Origin of the sequence: Binatus sp. (SeqCode) (genome assembly GCF_036522015.1) — a bacterium.
GTDB lineage: Bacteria > Desulfobacterota > Binatia > Binatales > Binataceae > Binatus.
Genome location: NZ_DATDGQ010000244.1, coordinates 1 through 19,552, shown reverse-complemented (window position 1 = coordinate 19,552; position 19,552 = coordinate 1). Strand labels below are relative to the sequence as shown.

Sequence of the window (19,552 nt, the reverse complement as noted above, 5' to 3'; positions counted from 1 at the left end):
GTGAGCAGCACGGCGGCCTCATCGCCGGAACCGTGCTCGGCCTGCGCAATCAGGTCGGCGGCGATCCATTCGGGATGCGCACGGTCGTCGGCGATCACGAGCACCTCGCTCGGTCCCGCCATCTTGTCGATGTCGGTGACGCCATAGACCATCCGCTTGGCGGCCTGCACGTACGAATTGCCGGGTCCGACGATCTTGTCGACCGGCTTGATGCTCTCGGTGCCGTACGCTAGCGCCGCCACCGCATGAGCTCCGCCGACGCGGTAAAATTCATCGACGCCCGCGATTTCCGCGGCCGCAAGTACCGCAAGCCGCTCGCCCTCCGACGATGGCGGCGAGACCATCACGATTTCGGCAACGCCCGCGACCTTGGCGGGAATCGCGTTCATCAGCACCGATGACGGATACGCGCCGAGCCCTCCAGGCACATAAATTCCTACGCGGCGCATCGGCTGCACCATCTGTCCGAGGCGCATCCCGGACTTGTCGCGGTAGATGAACGACTTCTCCATCGTGCGGCGATGGAACTCGGCGATTCGCTCAGCAGCCAGCTCCAGCGCACGGCGATCGTCAGCCGGGATTCGATTGATTGCGGAATGCCGCTCAGCCGGCGTCACGCGAAGCGTCGCGGTGGTAAGCTTCACGTGATCAAACCTGGCCGTGAGCTCGATCAACGCACGATCGCCGCGCTTTCGGACGTCGGCGATTATCTTCGAGACAGCGCTGTCGATGCCGGCGGTGTCGCTGCCGCGGCGTCCAAGTATCGCGGCGAGAAATTTCCTGAACTCGGGAGTCCGGGACTCGAGGACACGGGGTCGCATTATTCTGGAGCGCGTTCGATTCGCGCGCCGAGCCCGGACAGCTTCGCGTCGAGCGCCTCGTAGCCGCGGTCCAGATGGTAAATGCGGCTCAACTCGGTGGTGTGTTCCGCGGCGAGTCCGGCGATTATCAAACCCATGCTGGCGCGCAAATCGGTCGCCATCACCGGAGCACCGCTCAGTTTGGACGGTCCGCGGACGACTGCGGTGGGACCTTTCATCAGGATGTCGGCGCCCATCCGCGCCAATTCCTGCGCGTGCATGAATCGATTTTCGAAAATCGTTTCGGTAATAACCGAAGTGCCTTCAGCCTGGGTGAGCATCGCCATCATCTGCGCCTGCAAATCGGTTGGAAAACCCGGATACGGCAGCGTGCGCAGCTCGACCGACTTGAGTCCATCCGTGCGCGCGATGCGGAGGCCATTGCTGTTTGCCTCGACGGTAACGCCGGCCTCGCGCAGCTTGGTCGCGACGGCATCGAGATGCTCGATCGGAGCATTTGCAATCGTGACGTCGCCGCCGGTAATAGCCGCCGCCGCCATCATGGAACCGGCTTCGATTCGGTCAGGTATAACTTCATGCTCCGCGCCGTGCAGCCGTTCGACGCCTTCGATTTCGATCACGTGCGTGCCGGCGCCCCGGATTTTCGCGCCCATCTTGACCAGCACTCGCGCGAGATCCTGCACCTCGGGTTCGCGCGCGGCGTTTTCGATCGCGGTGTGGCCGCGGGCGGTTACCGCCGCCATCAGAATATTCTCGGTAGCGCCGACCGACGGAGAATCAAGCCAGATACGCCCGCCGGTCAGCTTTTCGGCGTGCCCCTCGACGTAGCCATGACGGAACTGGATCTTGCTGCCGAGCGCGCGGATCCCTGCGATGTGCAGATTCACAGGGCGCGCGCCGATTGCGCATCCGCCGGGCGTCGAGACGCGCGCGCGTCCGGTCCGCGCCAGCAGCGGGCCAAGCACGACGAACGATGCGCGCATCGTCTTGACCAGTTCATACGACGCTTCATGCGAGGTAACTTTCGCCGCATGAAGCTCGACGCGATGCTCGTCGGTCCAGCGCGCCGCGACGCCGAGCTGGATCAGCAGCTCCATTGCGGTTTTCACATCGCGCAACCGCGGGACGTTGGTGAGATGAAGCGGTTCCGACGTGAGCAGCGACGCCATCATGATCGGCAGCGCTGCGTTCTTGCTGCCGCTCAGCGTGACGGTGCCGCGCAGCGGAGCGCCACCATGAATTATCATTTTTTCCATCGCCAGCTATTCCCCGCTTCTGCGCGCATGCACGACGCGCGGATGCCCAGCGAAATCATTTATCACAGCGACCACTCGCAAGCCCGCTTCTTCGAGAAGTTTCGCGATCACCGGCGCCTGCTCCATGCCGACTTCCACGATCATCTCGCCATCGTTGGCAAGATGTCGCGACACGCCCGCCACGATCCTGCGGAAGATATCGAGGCCGCCAGTGCCTGCGCTCAGCGCAAGACGTGGCTCATAGCCGCGCACTTCGAGCTCCAGAGCGCCGATCTCGGTGTCGTCGAGGTAAGGCGGATTCGCGACTATCGCGTCAAACGTTCCGAGCGCCGGTCCTCCGTCGAGAACCTCGAAGCAGTCGCTGCGCCGAAACGCCACTCGCTCGTCAACCCGATGACGTCGCGCGTTGCGCGAGGCCACCGCAATCGCATCCGTGGAAATATCCACCGCAGTAACGCGTGTCCGCAATTCGTTGACGGCGATTGCGATCGCAATCGCGCCTGAGCCGGTGCCGACGTCGAGCACGCGCGCATTGGCTCTCCCCGCAACACATTCAAGCGCCGTGCTGACTACAAACTCCGTCTCCGGCCGCGGAATAAGTACTGCGGGCGTGACTTCGAAGTCGAGCGAGTAGAATTCCTTGTGCCCGAGGATGTACGCGACCGGCTCGCGCTTTTCGCGCCGCGCGACCATCGCGTCGAATGTTTTTAGTGTTGCGGGCGATAGATCGAGCGAACCGGTGATGGCGGCCTCGCGAGTCACGCCGGCGGCCTCCGCCAGCAGAAGTTCCGCGTCCAGACGGGACGACTCGATGCCGGCAGCCGCGAGCTTGTTTGACGCCTTGTCGATCTCCGCCAACGCGCGCGCGAGCACCTCGCTCATGGCCGCGCTCACGTGCTGAGCGACTGCTCGCGATCGTACGCCGCCAGCGCATCGATGACCGGATCGATCGCGCCGTCGAGAAAATTGTCGAGCTGATGAATCGTCACATTGACGCGATGGTCGGTCACGCGCGACTGCGGAAAATTGTAGGTGCGGATGCGCTCCGAGCGGTCGCCTGTCCCGACCATCGATTTTCGCGTCTGCGCGATTTTCGCCTGCTGCTCCGATTGCGCCTGCTCGAGCAGCCGCGCGCGCAGAATCTTCAAGGCCTTCGCCTTGTTCTTGTGCTGCGATTTTTCGTCGCGCTGGATTATCACCATGCCGCTCGGGATGTGCGTGATTCGCACCGCCGAGTCGGTGGTGTTGACGCTTTGCCCGCCGGGGCCAGACGCGCGCATCACGTCGATCCGCAGGTCTTTCGCTTCGTTGATGTTGACCTCGACTTCGTCCGCTTCGGGCATGACGGCGACTGTGACCGCCGAGGTGTGGATGCGCCCCGAGCCTTCGGTCTCCGGCACGCGCTGCACGCGATGTACGCCGCCTTCGTACTTCAGCCGCGAGTATGCGCCGCGGCCGGTCACCAGGGCGATCACTTCCTTGATTCCGCCGAGCCCCGTGTCGCTCAAGCTGAGCGTTTCGAGCTTGAATCCGTGCCGCTCGGCATAGCGCGAGTACATCCGGAACAAGTCGCCCGCGAACAACGACGCCTCTTCCCCGCCAGTGCCGGCCCGAATTTCTAAAATTACGTTCTTTTCGTCGTTGGGATCGCGCGGCGTGAGCAGCTCCTTGAGCTTCTCCTCGACCGCGCCGAGATTTTTCTGCAGCGTCGGCATCTCGGCCTTGGCCAGTTCGCGCAGGTCGGCGTCATTGCCGTCGAGGATCGATTTGTGCCCGGCGATCTCATCGGCGATGCGGATGTACTCGCGCGCGCATTGCGCCGCCTCCGAAAGCTGCGATCGCTCCTTGGCCAGTCGCGCGTATTCGCGCTGATTGCCGAGCGTCGCCGGATCGCTGAGCTTGCGCTCGAGTTCCGCGACCCGCTCTTCTATTGCGCTTGCCTTATCGAGCATCGCCCCATCACGATCATCGGCCCTTTAAGAAAGCCGAGAAGCACTTTCCTGAAAAAGAAAAAACAACGGCGCGGCCGAGGTTGGCCGTGCCGATGGATTCTCCCCCGCGCACCCGGGTGCGTCGAGCACCGCAGGCGGCGGGAGTTGCTATGCTACTTCTCTGCGGCGGTTCCCGCCGTCTTTTCGGCCGGCTTCTTGATGCCGTACTTGCGATTGAACCGCTCGACCCGCCCCGCGGTATCGACCAGGCGCTGTGTGCCAGTGTAAAAGGGATGGCACTTCGAGCAGACCTCGACGTGAAGCTCTTTGAGCGTCGAGCGGGTTTCGAAGGTGTTGCCGCAGGCACAGATAACAGTGCAGCGGCGGTATTCAGGATGGATTCCAGTTTTCATTTTAATTTCCCGGACTCTTCTACCTATTGTGTTGCAGGATACCATCGCAAGGTATCGCAGACAATTCGCCTGTTACGACTGCGTTTTCGCGTTTTCCGTATCGCTTTGGCCGCGTCGTTCGCAGCAGCAATAATAATCACGATCGGCGGAAATGCCAGCTGCGCCGCTGCTTCGCCCGCGAACCCCGCGCCAGTCCCCACCGCGGCAAATACCCGCTTCGCGCCTGATAGCAGAACTCTTTTCGCGCCGATCGTCTGTCTCGCGCCGCCCGGTCGCGCGCGTGCGTCGCGTGCAATCGCGATCTTCGACCGCCAACTCGCGTTCCAGCGCAAGCTCTCGTTCCATCCCAGGCTCGGTGCGTCGCTTCAGCACGTCGTCGATCTGATGCCGCCTCGACAATCGACATTGATTCGCGCCGCCGCGCTCTACTCGAAGCCGGAAATTCCGTGGCGCGACAAGCCCGACGGCACGCATCAGATTTGCGTCTCCGGACAACCTGACGACGCCGACTATCTCTACTCACTGGTCCAGCAATGGCGCGGTCCTGAGGAGCCGGCGGGATTCTCGGGCGTCTTCGGCCTTAAGCCGTCCGCCGATTCCACTCCCGACAGCGTTTCGAGTGTGACCGGCACGCTCGCGGGCGAGCTGATGATCGATACCTACGGCCTCGGCGCGCTGGTCGATATGCTGGCCGACACGCTGCGCGAGTTTCACGGCGATTTGAAACCGCCGTGGGATACTGCGTCGGGCAAATTCGATCATCATGACCGCGCCGCGATGGATCGCTTTCATCGTCAGATGCCGCATCTCGCGGCGAAGTTCGATCACTATTTCAAGTTCAACAACCTGCTCGACGAATTCAATTCGCCATCCGGTCCAATCGTGCTGTTCAATGTCGATATGGAAGTTCGCCTCGACGCGCTGAAAAAATATCCGCTGCTCTACGATTTCTATCGCAAGCTGGTGCCTGCGGTGGTGGCGAAATCCGAGATACTCGATACGCACGGCAATTACTGGATGCGCGAGGCTTTCGACCACGGCCACATCCACTTTACGATAATGCTCCGCAACGGCCTGCTCACGCCGTTCAACGCCGCGATGCAGCCCACGGGCGATAGTATTGCGCTCAATGAAATCACGCGCGGCAGTTACCGGACGCTCGCCTCGGGGCAGGTGACCAGTCTTGCGATGAATTTCGGTCTCGCCAATATCGGATTCACGACCGACTACCGTCGCGAGCCGGGCATCTGTACCTTCACCAATCGGATGAACGCGGTCCCGCAACTCGTCGCGCCACCTGGAGTACATCAGGTGATGGATTTGGTGGCCGGTGATTTTCTGCGGGTGCTCGCGACCGGCGATGGCGGCTTGAATTCAAAACTCAGCTCGCGCGTTCTCGCCAACGGCACGTATGATTTTTCCGGCGGCTTCACGGCCGAGTTGAACTACTCGCCGACGCTCGAATTGCTCGCGCGAATCGGCGATGCGATCGCCAAGGAGCACAACGACAAGGTTCGCGTAGAGGAACGGGCCTTCGGCGAGGAACTTTTCGACGCTTTCGTCGCCGATTACAATGATGCGCGTCCGGCAATCGCAGCGTTGGATTCGGGCAACAGTGATCGGCGGGAAGAATCCAAATGAACCGTAAACGATGGAATCCGTTTTTAGCGGCGACGCTCTTCGCCGTCGCGATCTTCGGCGCCGGATGCGCCTCGGATGACAAACCACCGCTCCCGGACCCCGGATCCGGCCGGCAGCCGAAATTGGTGAGCGATTTGTCCACCGTCTCAGACGTCCCGATCGATCCCTTAGCCGCCGTCCAGGCGGCTCCCGCTCGCGGCGAAGGACTGCTGCACGATGACAGTGCGGGAACGTCCGGACCGCGCACTTTCGAGGCCGAACCCGGCATCACTCGCACCGTTGGCAACGAGGCCAATCCCGGCACGGTCCGCCTGCTCAACGGCAAAGCCGCAAAGTTCGCCACTTTTTCGGGGGTGATTCTCGACCGCATATACGCACGCCTGATTGAGGCCGAGCGCAGCGAAGAAATTTCGCGAACCAAGCTGCCCACCGAAATCAGAGCCGTCGTCATCACCGCGATCATGGACAAAAGCGGCAAGCTCACCGAGCTCATCCTCGAGCAACACTCGGGCAAAGCGAGAATCGATCAGATGATGCTGGACGTCTGCAAGAAAAGCATCTGGTACGAAAATCCCCCCGTCGCTGCCCTCTCCGGCGACGGCGACTACCGCCTTACGATCAAATTGAAGCTCGAGAACTACGCCTCCAGCGACGAGCATCATTGGAGCTTCATCACCGACCTGGGCCTGGGCGTTGGCTGACCAGCGTCCGAACCTTCTTCAAAATCTCCCTCGGACAGCGGCCGCGCCAACTCCGCCGGTACCGGTCTCCGAAAATCGCGCAGCGCTCCTCCGCCAGTGCGAGGACCTTGAACTTTTCAGCCTGAGGCAGCACCACCCTGCTTCTGCTAGTATCGCCGCCGTGCAATCGCTCGACGACTACCTCCCGCGCCCCGGCCTCTCCATTCCAATCGTCACGATTCTTGACCCGCGCGGACGCATCCTCGAAGACCAGCAGCGCGCCGTCGTTCGCTTTGCGCTGCAGAACGGCGCCGGCGCCGACATCATTTTTGCAGCGGGCACGACCGGCGAATGGGATCGAATCGACAACTCGCGTCGCCAGGCAGTCACGCGAATCGCGATCGACGAATGTCGCCGCGCGCGCGCGTCTGCCGCCAAGAAAATCGAAGCATGGGCCGGCATCACCGCGCACACTCGAAGCGACACACTCGACAATCTCACCCACGCGCTCCAGGCCGGCGCAGACGCGGTCGTCCTCGCGCCGTTGTCGATCAATGACGTTGAGCATCCCGCGGAATTCGTCGAGCGCGACATCGGCGGATTGTTCGATCGCGCGGGCCGCATGCTGCCGCTGTTCCTCTACGACAACGCAGACATCGCCGCGCCTGGCAAATCGCCCCACTTGCATACGCGTGACGTCAAGGCGATGGCGCGGTTGCCATACGTGCGTGGGATCAAAGTCACCGCGAGCAAACCTGTGATCGGCAATTACACGCGCGCCGCGTCGCACTTCAAAGCGGGCCACGAATTTGCGATCTACGCCGGCAATGCCTATCTCATTTTCGATTTGTTCGCGCCACCTGAAGGCGTCGGCGATCGCATGCGCCATTACTGGAACCGCTACCTGACTCAGCGCACGCGCCCTTACGGCGTCGTCGCGGGGCCGGCCAATGCGATGCCGCGCGAATGGCAGCGCGCATGGCAGGTCTGCCGCTCCGGCGACGTCGAGCTGATGCGCCTGTATGCCGACGCGATCGAGGAATTTCGCATCACGTGCACTTTCAAGCGCGGCGCGAAGGTCTATCGACCAACGATCGCAACGCTCAAAGCGTCGCTGAAGGAACTCGGCGTCATCGACAGCGACACCGTCGGGGCGGGCACGCCGACGCTGAACGACACTGAACGCCGCGAATTCTCCACGCGGTTCGCCATCCTGCGCGAGCGCAACGCGGAGATGCTTGAGCACGGATGGGTCAGCGAATACGATTCGCCCGCCGGCCACGCGCCGGCCGCAACCAAAGCTCGAAAATCCGCGGGGCGCAATGGCTGAAGAAAAACTCGACGTCGTCGGATGCGGCAGTATGGTCGTGGACCAGTTCTACCGCACGCCGCGGATCATCCGCGCCGACGAAAAAATCCTGCTGCGCGCGCATACCGCCAGCGCTGCGATGGAACGCACTCAGGTCGGCGGTCTCGTCCTGAACCATCTCGGATGGGGACGAATCCTCGGGCTCAAAACCGGCATCTTCGGCAAGATGGGCGACGACCGGAACGGCGAGTTCCTCCGCGACGGAATGGATCGCCTGGGCATTCGCCATCACCTGACCTTCGACGGCACCGCCAGCGCGTTCGCGACTATCTTCGTCGATGCCGCCGGCGATCGCGCTATCTATATGGCGCGCGGCGCGACCGGCGAGCTGACTCCCGCGGAGGTTCGCAACCGTCACGGCGCGTTCATCCGTCGCGCCAATCTGGTTTCGACCGAGATTTCGCAGCTCCCGCTGCGCACCGTGCTCGCGATCCTGCTGTTCGCGCGCACCCATTCCATTCCGACCATTCTCGACGTTGACGTGCCGCCTTCCGATGCGATCGGTTCGATCGGGACGCGCGCCGAACTCGAACGGGCGTTGAAACTCGCGACGTGGCTCAAGCCGTCGAAAGCCGCGGCCCGCGAAATCGCCGGCAATGGCCGCGACCCTCTGAAGATTGCCGACGCGATCCGCGCCAAGTGCGGAAATCGAGCCGTCATCATCACCGAGGGCGACAAGGGATGCTCGATTGCGGCGCGCGACACGTCCATTCGTGTACCCGCCTTCAAGGTCAAGCAGGTCGATTCCACTGGCGCGGGCGACGCGTTCCTGGCCGGCGTGTTCGCCGGCCTTCGCCTTGGCCTGCCGTGGGAAAAGATCGGACGGCTCGCAAATGCCGCCGGCGCAGTTGCAGTCACGCGCCTCGGCGCCTTTCCGTCTGGCTTCGAAGTGCGCGAGGAAATTCTTGACCTCTATGCCGAGCCGCTCGCGCTGCCGACGCCGCGACTCGACGCCGAGCCGCGCGAGGCCGCCATCGGCGACTCAACCGACGAAGTTGAAAAATTTTTCGACCTCGCTCTCGCCGAGCTCGCGGCGCTGCGCGGCGGCTTGAACATCGCAGCCATCTCGCGCACCGTCGAGATAATCCGCACCGCGCTCGGCCGCGGCGGCCGTGTCCATGTGACGGGCGTGGGAAAGCCGGAGCACGTCGCCCGCTACGCCGCCAGCGTATTCTGCTCGGTCGGTACGCCGGCGACTTTTCTGCACGCGACCGAAACTCTGCACGGCAGCCTCGGCCAGGTGCATCCGCGCGACGTCGTCATCGCCATCTCGAACAGCGGCAGCACCGACGAGTTGCTCTCGACCGCCACCGCCATTCGCGAGCAGGGCGCGCAGTTGATCGCCATCACCGGCAACAAAGACTCGGGCCTCGGCCAACTTGCCGACCTGGTGATCCACGTCCCAGTCCCCAACGAAGGCGGCGGCCTCGGCCTTGCCCCGCGCATAAGCGTGCTGGGCGAAGTTTTCGTACTCGCGGGACTGTCCGTCGCGCTGGAGCTCGCTCACGGCCTGACCGTCGAGGAGTACTCACGATGGCATCGGGCAGGAGCAATCGGCGAAGCCGCCCGACGCCTCGCGGAAACCCGCACAACCAGCCGCCGCGCCTGAGTTTCCTTCTAAGCGATTGTTCCTCTTCCCCCCAAGGGAAGAGCTCTCTTCAAATCCGGTTCCCCTTCCCGCTCGGGAAGGGGTTAGGGGTTAGGTTGCTTGCAAGTCCTCTCCGATCTATGACTCATAAATCCCTCTCAGGAGGCTCACATCATGCACGTTGGATATGGCGCAGTTTTCCAGAATCCTGGCAACGCACTTCCTGACGGCGAGGTTTATCGCAACGAACTCCGCCTCGCCGAGATGGCTGAGCCGCTCGGCTTCGATTCCATCTGGGGCGTCGAGCATCACTTCGACGACTACACGATGTGTCCCGACGTGCTGCAGTTCCTCTCCTACATGGCCGGCCGCACCACGCACATAAAACTCGGCTCGGGCGTCGTGGTCCTGCCGTGGCACGATCCCATCCGCGTCGCCGAGCAGGTCGCGTTGCTCGATCACGTTTCCAATGGCCGCGTCATTCTTGGCCTGGGCCGCGGCCTCGCGCGCATCGAGTACGACGGTTTCCGCCTTGACCAGAACGAAGGACGCAACTTGTTCGTCGAGTACGCCGAACTGGTTTTGAACGCGCTCGAAAACGGTTACATGGAGGGCGGCAAGTTCACCCGTCAGCCGCGCCGCGAGATTCGTCCCCGTCCCGCGCGTTCATTCAAAGGCCGCACCTACGCCGCCGCCGTCTCACCCGAGTCGATGCCGATAATGGCGAAGCTGGGAGTCGGCCTGCTGGTGATTCCGCAAAAGCCGTGGGACGCCGTCAAAAAAGATTTCGAGGTCTATCACAAGGTCTGGCGCGAGGTTAACGGTGCGGCGCCCATCCCCAAACCCCTCTCCGGCGGTTTCTGCGTCGTCGATGAAAACAAGGATCGCGCCGAAGAACTTGCGATGAAATGGATCGCCGCCAACTACCACACCGTCATGAAGCATTACGAGATGATGTCGCCGGAGTTCGGCACCAAGAAGAGCTACGAGTTTTACAGCAACGTCAGCAAGTTCATCAAAAAGACCGGGCCCGACGTCGCCGCGCGCGACTTCGCGATGCTGATGCCGTGGGGCACGCCCGACCAGGTGATCGAGAAGTGCGCCTTCGTCCGCGACACTATCGACGCCAACGGCGTGTTTTTCAATTTCAGTTTCGGCGGGATGCCCTACGAAGATGCCGAACGCAGCATAAAATGCTTCGCGAAGTACGTTCTGCCCGAACTGAAAAAGTGGAACACCGAGCCGCTCAAGGATCCGGCTCCGATTCCATCTTCGGCCGCGGCCCGCTGAGCGGAATCCTCAGGCGCCCGGCTTCTCGCTGTCGTGCGCATGCCCGATAGCATGCCGCAGCTTACGATCGAGCTTGGTGCAATTCAGCACGACCTTCTCCGAATGCACCGCCTCGACTGCGCTGAGGGGGACCGTGAAGTCACCGGCATTCTCGACGTAGATCACGAGCTCCGGCCGGCCGCCCGGTGAAACCTGTCGGACGGCGCCGAACTCCTCGCCTCCGTCGGAAGCAAAAGCCTGGAAACCAACTTTGATTTTCTCTTGCATGAGTGTTCCTGCCTATTTTCCCTGGAACTTTGGCGTGCGCTTTTGTTGAAAGGCTGTGATGCCTTCCTTGTAGTCCGCTGTTCTTCCCGCCGCGCCCTGTGCCTGTGCCTCGCACTTCAGAACCGCAAACAGGCCCATCGCCTCTTCGTCGATTCTACGCACGAGACGCTTCGATTGCATGAACGCGGCGGTCGGACCTTGCGCGACCTGCGACGCGATCTTGCGCGTCTCTGCGACCAGCGAGTCCTTGGGCATGCTCCGATTCACGAGTCCAAGCTGCGCCGCTTCGGTGCCCGAGAGCAGTTTTCCGGTGTAGATCAGCTCGAGTGCGCGATGCGCTCCGAGACTCGACACGAAAAACGAATGGCCGCCGGAGTCCAGCACAGCGCCGATTCGCGCGAATGGCGATCCGATCTTCGCGTCGTCTGCGATGTAGACCACGTCGCATCCCAACGCGAGTCCCAGGCCGACGCCGAGACATGCGCCGTGAACGGCGGCAAACGTCGGCGCGGGGAATGCGACGATTCGCTTGATCAGCGGGTTGAACGTCGTCTCGATTATTGCTTCGGCGTCTTCGTCCCCCGGATGCGCATCCGCGAGGTCGCGTCCGGCCGAGAACGCCGGCCCTTCGCCGCGAATCATCATCGCGCGCACGCCCGGCGACGCCGCGCGCTCGAGACATCCGTTAAGCTCGGCCACCATCGCGTCGTTCAACGCGTTCATCTTGTCAGGCCGGTTGAGGACAATTTCCGCAAGACCATTTTCGACCGACAGATCGACGCTCATATTGGTGGCCTCTGGGTTTGTCAGAACACCGGAATAATGTCCTCGGCGGTGATATCGCCGACGTCAACTCCCTCAATATCAAGTTCGGGGATCGCGGGGAACTGGATGTCCCAGCGCTCGACCAGCTTGCGCACGCGGGCGATAGCGAGCCGCCAGTTGTCGGCTTGCTGCTCGAAGGTGAGAATGCCGAGCCCCGCCTCGCGCGCGGTGCGCGACAGGATTCGATGGTTGTGCAGAAAATAGCCGGGCAAATCCCAGAACTGTCCCGGCGGCTCCCACAGCACCATCGAGAGGAACACAAACCCGGCTCGAAGCTGCTTGGTGATGAAAGTCTTGTGCTCGTCGGTGAGTCCTGGCCACTCCTTCTCGAGCAGGTTGATGCAGATCTGGAGATGGCGCGCTTCGTCGCGGCCAATCTTGGTGAAGATATCGCGGAACACCGGATGCGTCGTGGCGTGCGCCATGCCGTGGAACAGCGTCGACGACGCCACTTCGCCCATCATGAACGAGGTGAAGATCACCGCGAGGGGATAGCGATCGATCGCGCGGTTGTATCCGGTCCAGTAGCGGCCGCCGTTATGGTAGAGCCAACCGATATTGTTGAGCGCGACGCGCTGCAGCTCGCTCGTGGGCGCAAAGCCCTGCGGACCGTTCGGCACCAGGCGCTGGATCACGCGTTGGCAGGTTTCCTCGTGATTGGTCTCGTCGCGAGTGATCGAAAAGAAACATTTGCGGACCGGATCTTCTTCGTGTGTTTCCCACGCGTGAATTGTCGCGCGCGCGAATACCGCCGGGCCCGACGAATCGAAATTGGACAGGAGCGCCCACCAGTACATGATCGCGACCTTCTCGTCGTCGCTCCACGCCTCGGGCGAAAGCTCGCTCCAGTTGATATCGGCCGGGTTGAAGCCTTCGCGCTTGGCGCGCTCATAGATTTCCGCGAGCTTCGGCGTCTCGCATCGCCATTCGATCGGAAAGATATTGGGCTGGGCAACGACGGGTGCTTCGACCAGGCCGCCCTCGGGAATTTCAAATTCGCTCATCGTGGTTAGGCTCCCGATCTGAATCTACCAACCATTCGGTTGATTTGTCAAAGTGCCCGGCGGCGGGCGCCCTGCTCCATCCCTTCGAACGCAATCCGGAATATAGCCTCGGCCACCTCCGGCGCGTCCAGTCCGCCGCCCGGCCGGTACCATTCGGTGACGGAGTTGAGCATCCCGAACAGCAGCCGCGTCGCCAGCCGCGGCTCTACGTCGCCGCGCAGATCGCCCTGGCGCTGCGCATTGTGCGTCAGCCGCGCCATCAGATGGTCGAACGCGCGGCGGCGCTGCATGATCCGCCGCTCGACGGGAGTATTGCCGCGCACGCGCAGCAACAGGGCCACCTCGGGCAATTGATCGACCGTGGTTTCAATCGTGCGATGCACGATGTACCTGAGGCGCGCCGCCGCGCGGCCCCGCTTCGCGGGCCGCTCGTCGAGCACCGCGAACAGCGCGTCGAGCGCGCGGCCGACGCCGCGCGCCAGCAGCTCTTCCTTGCTGCGAACATGATAGTAGATGCTGGCCTTGGTGATCCCCGCCGCCCGCGCGACGTCGTCGAGCGTACTCCCGTCGTACCCGCGCTCACGGAACACGCGCACCGCGACGTCGAGGATCGCATCGAGATTGTAGGGCTTGCGCTGCTTCGCCGATGGACGACCCACGAGTTGTCGCCTCCAATGGCCGGTTAGTTTGACTGGATGCGGGCGTGCTTGCCAGTCTTTGCGTTGACAGTTGCGCGACAGCGCCCGGAGAATTGGCGATGAAATTTGCAGTCGCAATCCGCAACATGGGTCCGCAATCCAGCCGCAAGACGATTCGCGCCTGCGCACGAATCGCGGAGCAGGCCGGCTTCGATGCGCTCTTCGTCTCCGACCATTTGTGCATCCCACCCGACCAGACCGAAGGTTCCGGCGGACGCTATCTCGACGTACTCGCAACGCTGGCCTTCCTCGCCGGCGCGACCGAGAAAATCCGGCTCGGTGTCTCAGTGCTGGTCGTCCCCTATCGCCCGGCCGTGTTGACCGCGAAGCAGGTCGCGACGATCCAGGAACTATCGGGAGAGCGAATGATCCTGGGTATCGGTGTCGGATGGATGAAGCCTGAATTCGATGCGCTCGGCGTCAACCTCAGGCGGCGCGGCGCGATTACCGACGAAACGCTGAGCGTGATTCATCATTTGTTCAGTGCTGATGTGCCCGGCGCATACGACGGCCCGCTGGTAAAGTTTCCGTCGTTCGTGTTCCTGCCCAGACCGAAGCGGCCGCCTATCTGGATTGGCGGCAACGGAGTGGCCGCGATGAATCGCTTGCTGAAATTCGGCGACGGCTGGCATCCGATGCTGCCTGTGTCCGAACTTAAAGCAAAAGTTGAAGAATTGAATACGCGCGCCCGCGCTGCTGGACGCGACGTTCCTGAAATTATCGTGCGTCGAGGTTTCAGGCTCGACGACATCGCCGTCGCACGTGCAAAAGTCGCGGCTGAGAAGGAAGCGGGCGCGACCTACTTTATCTTCGACCTGGGACGCTATCCGGACGAGCAAGCATTCGGGAAATCGGTCGAGACCTTTATGGCGAAAGTCGCAAGCTAGATCACTTTGTCGCGGCGCAGCGACTCCAGATCGTCCGCGCTGACGCCGAGCATCTCGCGATAGACGCGGTCGTTGTCGTGTCCGATCGGCACGGAGCCGCGCACTATTTTTCCCGGCGTCAGGGAGAACTTGGGCGTGACGCCGATGCCTTTCACTTTGCCCACTTGCTCGTCTTCCCATTCGACGTGCATCCCGCGCGCGCGGTATTGCGGATCCTCGGCGATGTCCTTGCTCGTCATGATCGGCGAACACGGGACGTTGGCGGCGGCCATTGCGGTTACGACTTCCTTCACGGTGCGCTCGGAAATCCAGCCGCGCAGGATCGCATCGAACTCGATTCCTTCGATCGACTCTAGTTGCGTGCGCGCGGTTTCCCATTTTGGGTCGGCGGGATCGAGCCCGATCACATGCAGCATCCGTGAATAGACGTCACCGATCGCGCCCATCACGACCCATCCGTCACTCGCCTGGAACGAATCGAGCGGCTGGAAGCCTTGTGCGCGATTTCCGGAGCGTTCGCGTACGACGCCGTTCTGGAAATACTCGACCATCGTGCCGCCCAGCGTTTTGTGAATCGCCTCGTACTGCGCGACGTCGATCGACTGGCCCTTGCCGGTCGTGCGCGCGTAGGTCAGGCCGGCAAGCGAGGACCACATCGTGAACAGCGCAGTGATGTAGTCGCCGGTCCATGGCGCGGCGCGCGTCGGCGGAATCGGATCGGGAAATCCGGTCTGGCTCATCGTGCCGCCGACTGCCTGCCCAACGACGTCGTACGACGCGCGATGGACGTAATCGGGATCGCCGGTTTGCCCGAAGCCCGAGACGTGAGTGATTACGAGCTTCGGATTGACCTTCCAGATCGACGCGTCGTCGAGGCCCCATTTGCGGCAGGTGCCGGGTTTCGAACTTTCCATCCAGATATCGGCTCGCGCAATAAGCTTCAGAAAAATCTCGCGGCCGCGCGCCTTCGACACATTCAGCGAGACGCAGAAAACGTTACGCCGTTCCTGGATCCAGGTCGTCGCGACGGAGGATTTGCGGTCTTTGGTCGCGAGCCTGATGCCGATATTGCGCCATCCGACGTCGCCGATTCCGGGCCGCTCGATCTGGATCACTTCCGCGCCCATTTCTGCCGCCAACTCCGCGGCGAATGGCTGTGCAATCAAGGTCCCGGTCGATACGATTTTCACGCCCTGCAGAGGGCCGAATTTTTCGGTAACCAGATTTTCAATGCTCATAGCATCGGCGATGATGCCTGTTTTTGTCCTGAGGGAGCAATATGAGCCGCGCAGTCCGATGATTGCACGCTATTTTCGGAGAGCGTTTTCCGGCGCATGGCTGCGGGCTATTATATTCCTAACCTGTATGCTTCTACCGAGGGCGTCGTGAACTCACCGCTAGCTCTACTGAAAAGCGATTCTCTGAACCGGCGCGAGCTGACGTTCAAGGCTCTCGCGGGCCTGGTCGGCGGCGCGATCGGATGGCTGCCGGTCGAACTCGCTTCGCACAACTCGCACCTCGGGCAGGCACAGACGATCGGCGACCTGGTCGCTTATTATCTGTCGGCGGCGATTGCTGCAGGCGCGATCGGCGCGTTCATCACGGCCGTTGACACGTCCGATGTCCGCTTGTCGCCGGAGGTCCAGCGGCGTTTCATCCGCGGCTTTGCGATCTGCGCGCTACTTTCCCTGCTGTCGACGTGGCTCGGAAACTACGTGTTCAACCTGGTTCTACAGGCAGGCGGAGTCGGCTTCAGTCCAAGCGGCGAGCTGGTCTCCGGCTCGATTATCACGCTCGTCATCGCAAGACTGTTTGGATGGGCAATCGATGGAGCGCTGGTGGGCGCGGGAGTTGGGTTGGCAACGCTGACGATGGAGAACGTGCCCAAGGGAGCAGTAGGCGGACTAGTGGGCGGGGCGGTCGGCGGAATCGCATTCGATTTGATCGGCGCAATAGTCGGCGGCGGACTGGCGTCGCGGTTTTTTGGCGAGGCGGTCACCGGCCTCGCTATCGGATTGTTCATCGGGCTGGTGCAGGAGCTGACCAAGGCTGCGTGGGTCACGGTCGAGCAGGGGCGGCTGAGAGGGCGGCAGTATCGGATCGAAGGTGCGCGCGCGTCTATCGGTCGCGCGGAGGAAAATCCGGTCGGCCTGTTCGGCGATCCCTCGGTGCAGCAGCGGCATGCGGTGATTGAACGGCGCGGCGCCGATTACGTCATCAGGAATCTCGCGGTGCAGGAAGGCACTTTCGTCAACGGTCAGCGGATCGAGACCGTTGATTTGCGCGACGGCGATCGAATCAACATTGGCGGCTACGAGATGATGTTCCATCTGCGCGGGACGTCGGCGCCCGCGCGCCATCAGGCATCGCTCGCCACCGATGCGGTGAATCCCGCACATATCGCCACGCGGCTGGCGGGTGCAAAGGCGAAGGTCGATGGGCCGAGCCTTATCGACGCTGCGGGGCAGGCATATCCGGTGCGCGCTGGATCGGTTACGCACATCGGGCGCGCGCTCGACAACGAAATTGTGGTGAGCCATTCCTCGATCTCGCGGCATCACGCGAGCATCGAAAATTCCAACGGTGCGTTCGTGGTGCGAGACCTCAACAGCCAGAACGGGACGTTCGTCGGCAGTCGGCGGGTGACCGAGCCAACCCGCGTGAGCGACGGCGAGGCCGTACGCTTCGGCGACGCGCAGTTTATCTTCCGTGACTGACGCTGGTTTCGAGAAGCCGAGGTTCTGTTCGCGATGCGGTCAGCCGATCGTCGTCGCCGAGGCGAGTTTCTGCAAATCGTGCGGCGCGCCTGTGACACGTTTCCCGCTGCTGCGCAGAAATTCGGGATTCAACCCGGTGCTGGCGCTCGTGCTCAGCATCGTCCCGGGCGTCGGCCACGTCTACCGCGGGAGACCCTTTAAGGGGATCATGTGGTTCTTCTTCGTGTCGATAGCGTACGGAGTGGGGCCGCCCTTCGGCATCCTGATTCACATGATATGCGCGGCCAATGCGGCGTTCTCGGGGACGCTTCGCGAAGACCTGCCGGCGCGATGATCCTAAGACGCTCCCGGGCTGCTATAGAGTTGAACTAGTGGTTAGATTCTGATTGTAGGCATGATTGCGCCCAACACCATCGTCGGTGGACGTTACCGCGTGATGAAGCCGCTCGGCGGCGGCGGGATGAAGCTCGTCTATCTGGCCGAGGATTTGCGGCTGGCGGCGCGGCCGTGCGCACTAGCCGAGATGGTCGATAGCTTCACCAGTCCGGAAACGCAGAAGCAGGCCATCGCGGCGTTTCAGCGCGAGGCCGACATGCTCGCGCAACTCAGCAACGAGCATATCCCGCGCGTGTTCGACCGCTTCAGCGACCAGAACCATCATTATCTCGTGATGGAATACATCGACGGGATTACACTCGAGCAGAAACTCAACGAGAGCGGCGGCAAGCTTCCCGAGAGCGAGGTTATTGACGTGGCGCTGCAGGTGCTCGACACACTCGAGTACCTGCACAACCTGGAACCGCCGGTGATCTATCGCGATCTAAAGCCGTCGAACGTGATGCTAACGCCGTCGGAGCAGGTCAAGCTGATCGACTTTGGAATCGCGCGACTGTTCCAACCGCTCAGCAACGCGACGATGATCGGCACGCAGGGCTATGCGCCGCCCGAGCAATATCGCGGCAAGGTCGAATTTCGCTCTGACCTGTACGCGCTGGGCGCCACGATGCATCATGCGCTGTCGGGTCGCGACCCCGCGCTCGAACCGCCGTTCAGTTTTCCATCGTTGCGCTCGCTATGTCCCGACACCACGCCGGCGCTTTGCGAACTGGTCGATCAGGCGCTCAAGTACGACGTGGCTCTGCGCGTAGCCGACGCCGCGGAATTCCGGCAGCGGCTGATGGCAATCAAGTCGGGAACGCCGATCACAACGCCGCAGCGCAATTCGTCGCCGGCGGGGTCGGCGCGGCCACAGCTCAAGCTGCCGCTGAGCGGCGTGAAGTCGAAAGAGCAGCAAGCGTCGGCGCCGACGATGCTCAGCAACGCGATCGACACGGAATGTCCGCGCTGCGGCCGAAGCATCCCGGTGGATTCAAACTACTGCTCGTTCTGCGCCGCCGATGTGACGGGACGGCTGCGAATGCCGGCGTTGGATCGCGGCGCTCACGAGGCGCAAACGATCGTACTCGACGACGTTGCTTCGCGGCACGAATTTCCGGGGCCGATTTTTCATGAGCGTCGTCGCCGGCGGCGTCCGGGACGACTGATGGCGCTGGTGATTGGCGGATTTTTCCTGATGGGATACCTGGTCTTCCATTCGTCGCAACCGCAGCCGTCCGACGGCGACACCGGACCCGACTACGGCGCGGTGCCGTCGGTGCCAGATAGCGGCGGCGCGCCCGACGCGTCTGAACCTGCGCACACCGCGCCGCGCGAGGTCGCGCTGCGCCAGGCGCTCAATGCGCAAGGCTACGAGTCGGTTCATTTCAAAATGGACGGGGACACCATCATCCTGTGGGGCAATGTGCCGACCGAGGCCGATCGGCTGATGGTGCAGACGCAGATTTTCCTGGTCGCGCGAATTTTCTCGATCGAGGACCATATCCAGGTGCGCGATACCTTCGCCGAGCCATAACATCCACCGCATGATCGCCGACCTGCACGTCCACACCAGGCTTTCGTCCGACTCCAACGTCGCGCCGGAGCAATATCTCGAATTTGCGAACGTCTCCTGCCGCGGGCTCGGCGCGATCTGCTTTACCGAGCATCGCCTGTTCCCGACCGATGCCGAAGTTGAACGACTTTACGCGGAACTCGCTGAACGATTTCAAATTGCTATTTTCAAAGGAATCGAAGCCGACACTGACCTCGGTCATTTGCTGCTGTTC

General features: G+C 62.2%; 20 protein-coding genes. 10 read left to right on the top strand and 10 right to left on the bottom strand.

The annotated features are described in order from the left end of the window. The 5 genes from hisD to rpmE form a co-directional block, all read right to left on the bottom strand. On the bottom strand, positions 1 to 821 hold an 821-nt coding region (hisD, locus tag VIW95_RS10530; RefSeq protein WP_331586175.1), incomplete at its 3' end, for a histidinol dehydrogenase. Continuing rightward, positions 821 to 2,077: a UDP-N-acetylglucosamine 1-carboxyvinyltransferase gene (murA, locus tag VIW95_RS10525; protein WP_331586174.1), complete on the bottom strand. Its 1,257-nt coding sequence runs from the start codon at positions 2,075 to 2,077 to the stop codon at positions 821 to 823. The genes hisD and murA, both read right to left, overlap by 1 nt. Before the next feature lie 6 nt (positions 2,078 to 2,083). Next, positions 2,084 to 2,971, bottom strand: coding sequence for a peptide chain release factor N(5)-glutamine methyltransferase (prmC, locus tag VIW95_RS10520; RefSeq protein ID WP_331586172.1), 888 nt, complete (start codon positions 2,969 to 2,971; stop codon positions 2,084 to 2,086). After that, positions 2,968 to 4,029 (bottom strand): peptide chain release factor 1, encoded by a 1,062-nt coding sequence (prfA, locus tag VIW95_RS10515; RefSeq protein ID WP_331586170.1) that lies wholly within the window; start codon positions 4,027 to 4,029, stop codon positions 2,968 to 2,970. Before prfA ends, prmC begins: the two co-directional genes overlap by 4 nt. A 152-nt stretch (positions 4,030 to 4,181) precedes the next feature. Further along, entirely contained in the window at positions 4,182 to 4,421 is a 240-nt protein-coding gene (rpmE, locus tag VIW95_RS10510) for a 50S ribosomal protein L31 (protein WP_331586168.1), read from the bottom strand. Positions 4,422 to 4,526: 105 nt separating this feature from the next. On the opposite strand from rpmE, the gene VIW95_RS10505 reads away from it, so the two are divergent. The 5 genes from VIW95_RS10505 (at position 4,527) to VIW95_RS10485 (ending at position 10,989) form a co-directional block, all read left to right on the top strand. Continuing rightward, positions 4,527 to 6,062: a hypothetical protein gene (locus tag VIW95_RS10505; protein ID WP_331586166.1), complete on the top strand. Its 1,536-nt coding sequence runs from the start codon at positions 4,527 to 4,529 to the stop codon at positions 6,060 to 6,062. Then, a complete protein-coding gene (locus tag VIW95_RS10500; protein ID WP_331586164.1) occupies positions 6,059 to 6,763 on the top strand; it encodes a hypothetical protein in 705 nt (234 codons plus the stop codon). Before VIW95_RS10505 ends, VIW95_RS10500 begins: the two co-directional genes overlap by 4 nt. A gap of 160 nt (positions 6,764 to 6,923) precedes the next feature. After that, positions 6,924 to 8,072 (top strand): dihydrodipicolinate synthase family protein, encoded by a 1,149-nt coding sequence (locus VIW95_RS10495; RefSeq protein ID WP_331586162.1) that lies wholly within the window; start codon positions 6,924 to 6,926, stop codon positions 8,070 to 8,072. Then, the gene (locus tag VIW95_RS10490; protein WP_331586160.1) at positions 8,065 to 9,720 is read left to right on the top strand and encodes a PfkB family carbohydrate kinase; all 1,656 of its coding nucleotides are present in this window, start codon (positions 8,065 to 8,067) and stop codon (positions 9,718 to 9,720) included. The genes VIW95_RS10495 and VIW95_RS10490 overlap by 8 nt, the downstream gene beginning before the upstream one ends. Positions 9,721 to 9,873: 153 nt before the next feature. Next, a complete protein-coding gene (locus VIW95_RS10485; protein ID WP_331586158.1) occupies positions 9,874 to 10,989 on the top strand; it encodes an LLM class flavin-dependent oxidoreductase in 1,116 nt (371 codons plus the stop codon). Positions 10,990 to 10,998: 9 nt separating this feature from the next. On the opposite strand, the gene VIW95_RS10480 is transcribed toward VIW95_RS10485, so the two are convergent. Genes VIW95_RS10480 through VIW95_RS10465 form a run of 4 tightly spaced genes read right to left on the bottom strand, consistent with a single transcriptional unit; the run spans position 10,999 to position 13,744 of the window. After that, on the bottom strand, positions 10,999 to 11,256 hold the full coding sequence (locus VIW95_RS10480) for a hypothetical protein (protein ID WP_331586156.1): 258 nt from the start codon (positions 11,254 to 11,256) through the stop codon (positions 10,999 to 11,001). A 12-nt stretch (positions 11,257 to 11,268) separates the two neighbouring features. Next, a complete protein-coding gene (locus VIW95_RS10475) occupies positions 11,269 to 12,042 on the bottom strand; it encodes an enoyl-CoA hydratase/isomerase family protein (RefSeq protein WP_331586154.1) in 774 nt (257 codons plus the stop codon). 20 nt (positions 12,043 to 12,062) lie between these two features. Beyond that, entirely contained in the window at positions 12,063 to 13,085 is a 1,023-nt protein-coding gene (locus VIW95_RS10470; RefSeq protein ID WP_331586152.1) for a hypothetical protein, read from the bottom strand. 47 nt (positions 13,086 to 13,132) lie between these two features. Continuing rightward, positions 13,133 to 13,744 carry a TetR/AcrR family transcriptional regulator gene (locus VIW95_RS10465; RefSeq protein WP_331586150.1) on the bottom strand — a complete coding sequence of 204 codons (612 nt, stop codon included), beginning with the start codon at positions 13,742 to 13,744 and terminating at the stop codon, positions 13,133 to 13,135. Positions 13,745 to 13,842: 98 nt separating this feature from the next. Between VIW95_RS10465 and VIW95_RS10460 the strand changes: the two genes are divergently transcribed. Then, on the top strand, positions 13,843 to 14,670 hold the full coding sequence (locus tag VIW95_RS10460; protein ID WP_331586148.1) for a TIGR03619 family F420-dependent LLM class oxidoreductase: 828 nt from the start codon (positions 13,843 to 13,845) through the stop codon (positions 14,668 to 14,670). Here the strand turns inward: VIW95_RS10460 and VIW95_RS10455 are convergent. Further along, complete coding sequence (locus VIW95_RS10455) at positions 14,667 to 15,908, bottom strand: CoA transferase (RefSeq protein ID WP_331586146.1); 1,242 nt, start codon at positions 15,906 to 15,908, stop codon at positions 14,667 to 14,669. The genes VIW95_RS10460 and VIW95_RS10455 overlap by 4 nt on opposite strands. A gap of 96 nt (positions 15,909 to 16,004) precedes the next feature. Here VIW95_RS10455 and VIW95_RS10450 point away from each other — a divergent pair, with 96 nt between their 5' ends. From VIW95_RS10450 to VIW95_RS10435, 4 genes are all read left to right on the top strand, one after another. After that, positions 16,005 to 17,387, top strand: a complete 1,383-nt coding sequence (locus VIW95_RS10450; RefSeq protein WP_331586144.1) for an FHA domain-containing protein — start codon at positions 16,005 to 16,007, stop codon at positions 17,385 to 17,387. Beyond that, on the top strand, positions 17,380 to 17,721 hold the full coding sequence (locus VIW95_RS10445) for a hypothetical protein (RefSeq protein WP_331586142.1): 342 nt from the start codon (positions 17,380 to 17,382) through the stop codon (positions 17,719 to 17,721). Before VIW95_RS10450 ends, VIW95_RS10445 begins: the two co-directional genes overlap by 8 nt. A gap of 60 nt (positions 17,722 to 17,781) precedes the next feature. Next, positions 17,782 to 19,299, top strand: coding sequence for a serine/threonine-protein kinase (locus tag VIW95_RS10440; protein ID WP_331586140.1), 1,518 nt, complete (start codon positions 17,782 to 17,784; stop codon positions 19,297 to 19,299). Positions 19,300 to 19,309: 10 nt separating this feature from the next. Further along, positions 19,310 to 19,552, top strand: a 243-nt coding sequence (locus tag VIW95_RS10435; protein WP_331586138.1) for a PHP domain-containing protein, incomplete at its 3' end; no start/stop codon positions are given.

Excerpts from the sequence above, each read along its gene's own strand:
- murA (WP_331586174.1), bottom strand. The coding sequence starts at position 2,077 with ATGGAAAAAATGATAATTCATGGTGGCGCTCCGCTGCGCGGCACCGTC.
- prfA (WP_331586170.1), bottom strand. The coding sequence starts at position 4,029 with ATGCTCGATAAGGCAAGCGCAATAGAAGAGCGGGTCGCGGAACTCGAG.
- rpmE (WP_331586168.1), bottom strand. The coding sequence starts at position 4,421 with ATGAAAACTGGAATCCATCCTGAATACCGCCGCTGCACTGTTATCTGT.
- VIW95_RS10500 (WP_331586164.1), top strand. The coding sequence starts at position 6,059 with ATGAACCGTAAACGATGGAATCCGTTTTTAGCGGCGACGCTCTTCGCC.
- VIW95_RS10490 (WP_331586160.1), top strand. The coding sequence starts at position 8,065 with ATGGCTGAAGAAAAACTCGACGTCGTCGGATGCGGCAGTATGGTCGTG.
- VIW95_RS10485 (WP_331586158.1), top strand. The coding sequence starts at position 9,874 with ATGCACGTTGGATATGGCGCAGTTTTCCAGAATCCTGGCAACGCACTT.
- VIW95_RS10480 (WP_331586156.1), bottom strand. The coding sequence starts at position 11,256 with ATGCAAGAGAAAATCAAAGTTGGTTTCCAGGCTTTTGCTTCCGACGGA.
- VIW95_RS10475 (WP_331586154.1), bottom strand. The coding sequence starts at position 12,042 with ATGAGCGTCGATCTGTCGGTCGAAAATGGTCTTGCGGAAATTGTCCTC.
- VIW95_RS10470 (WP_331586152.1), bottom strand. The coding sequence starts at position 13,085 with ATGAGCGAATTTGAAATTCCCGAGGGCGGCCTGGTCGAAGCACCCGTC.
- VIW95_RS10460 (WP_331586148.1), top strand. The coding sequence starts at position 13,843 with ATGAAATTTGCAGTCGCAATCCGCAACATGGGTCCGCAATCCAGCCGC.
- VIW95_RS10455 (WP_331586146.1), bottom strand. The coding sequence starts at position 15,908 with ATGAGCATTGAAAATCTGGTTACCGAAAAATTCGGCCCTCTGCAGGGC.
- VIW95_RS10450 (WP_331586144.1), top strand. The coding sequence starts at position 16,005 with ATGGCTGCGGGCTATTATATTCCTAACCTGTATGCTTCTACCGAGGGC.
- VIW95_RS10440 (WP_331586140.1), top strand. The coding sequence starts at position 17,782 with ATGATTGCGCCCAACACCATCGTCGGTGGACGTTACCGCGTGATGAAG.